Annotated in this window: 2 protein-coding genes; both read right to left on the bottom strand. The window is 60.4% G+C overall.

The window, feature by feature from the left end:
* On the bottom strand, window positions 1-585 hold a 585-nt coding region (locus tag ACODRZ_RS26695; protein WP_488973185.1), incomplete at its 3' end, for a LysR family transcriptional regulator.
* 82 nt (window positions 586-667) lie between these two features.
* The gene (locus ACODRZ_RS26690) at window positions 668-1189 is read right to left on the bottom strand and encodes a hypothetical protein (protein WP_087574340.1); all 522 of its coding nucleotides are present in this window, start codon (window positions 1187-1189) and stop codon (window positions 668-670) included.
* Between the last annotated feature and the right edge of the window lie 213 nt (window positions 1190-1402).

Raw genomic sequence — 1402 nt, 5'->3', positions numbered from 1 at the left:
CAGGCACAGAATAATCCGTTCCGTCCAAAGCGGGGCGCTCAGTCCCTGAAAATTGGCGGGATTTCCGCGAACGATGGCCAGATCGATCCGCCCGCTCGCCAATGTCTCGAACAACCGATCGTGCGACAGTTCGACGGGGAGATGCTGAATATCCGGATAGGCCGGATCGGCGGCAAATAACAATCGATGCAAATCCCCGTTCGCGACGGAGCCATGATAGCCGATGGCGATCTGGCCAGCCTTGCCATCTGCGATGCGTCGCACCGCTCCCACGAGTTGATGGAAGTCCTGGAGAATCTCTGCGGTATGCCGAAGGAATACGCGGCCAGCGGGCGTAGGCACCAGCCGACGCCTTTGCCGTTCGAACACTGGGCATCCCAGTTGGAATTCGAGATCCCGCACGCGCTTGTTGACGGTCTTGGGCAGCATATTGAGCGCGCGGGCTGCTTTTCCGAACGACCCATGCAACTCGACGGCCAGTGCCGTTTCGATCTGTGCTCGCTCGACGCCTGTCCGGACCGAGACCGGATCAATCAGGGCCGGAGGTTTGCCATCGGCCTCGATTTCCTGGATGATCCGAAGCATAGGCGCTATGCTGTTCCAGTCCGACAGGACAGGCAGAAGCCGGCACTATGGCCCGCTGCTCTGACTGCCCGAAAAACCTCGCTCATGGCCTCGTCACCAGTTCCATGATTTTGGGGATGGCGTGGGCGCGCAGCCGGTAGCTGCGTGTCCCGGTCTCGATGAGGTCGGCCGGAAGCCCATGATCCTCCAGCCCGTTGCGCAGATGGCAGACATAGACCTTGATGACATTGGGGGATTTCGACGCAACGCCCGCCGACGAAGCGAGAACCTTCTGATCCACGAACACGTCGGGTTCCTCGATCATTCGCAGCAGGATGGCGGCACCCGGCCGTCCGGCGCGATGGATGCGGTGATGAATGCGCGTCTTGACCAGATCGCGCCAGCATTCCGAGAATTTCCGGTCGGGATGCGTGAGTTGCTCTTCGAAGGCGGTCGCGATGTTCCGGATATTGGCCAGGACATCCTCTGAAGGCTGCACCTCCAGAGGACGCTTTCTTCTCTGACGCGCCGCAGTTTTTTCCTGTTCTATCCGATCAGCCAAAAGGGTTTGCGCCAAGGTCAGAGCATCGGCCGCCACGCGCACGAGTTGCTTGATCTGGTGCAATTCCTGAGATTCGGTTGGTCCTCTGTCAGCCACCCTATGTTCCCGCCCCATCCAGATAGGCGGCCGCTTCCCTGCCCGCTGCGAGGCTGGCCGCCTTTGATGGAGCGAAGGCGCCATTCAACGCCAACGCAGCGATGATGCCGACAACGCCGAGAAGCTGGAGCAAGAGGAGCGCGATGATGACCCGGCTTCTCCCCGAACGCTCTTCTTTCG

This window comes from Novosphingobium sp. FG90 (assembly GCF_057808725.1).
The sequence above is the reverse complement of the archived record's forward strand: the minus strand, read 5'-3'. Positions and strand labels throughout refer to the sequence as shown.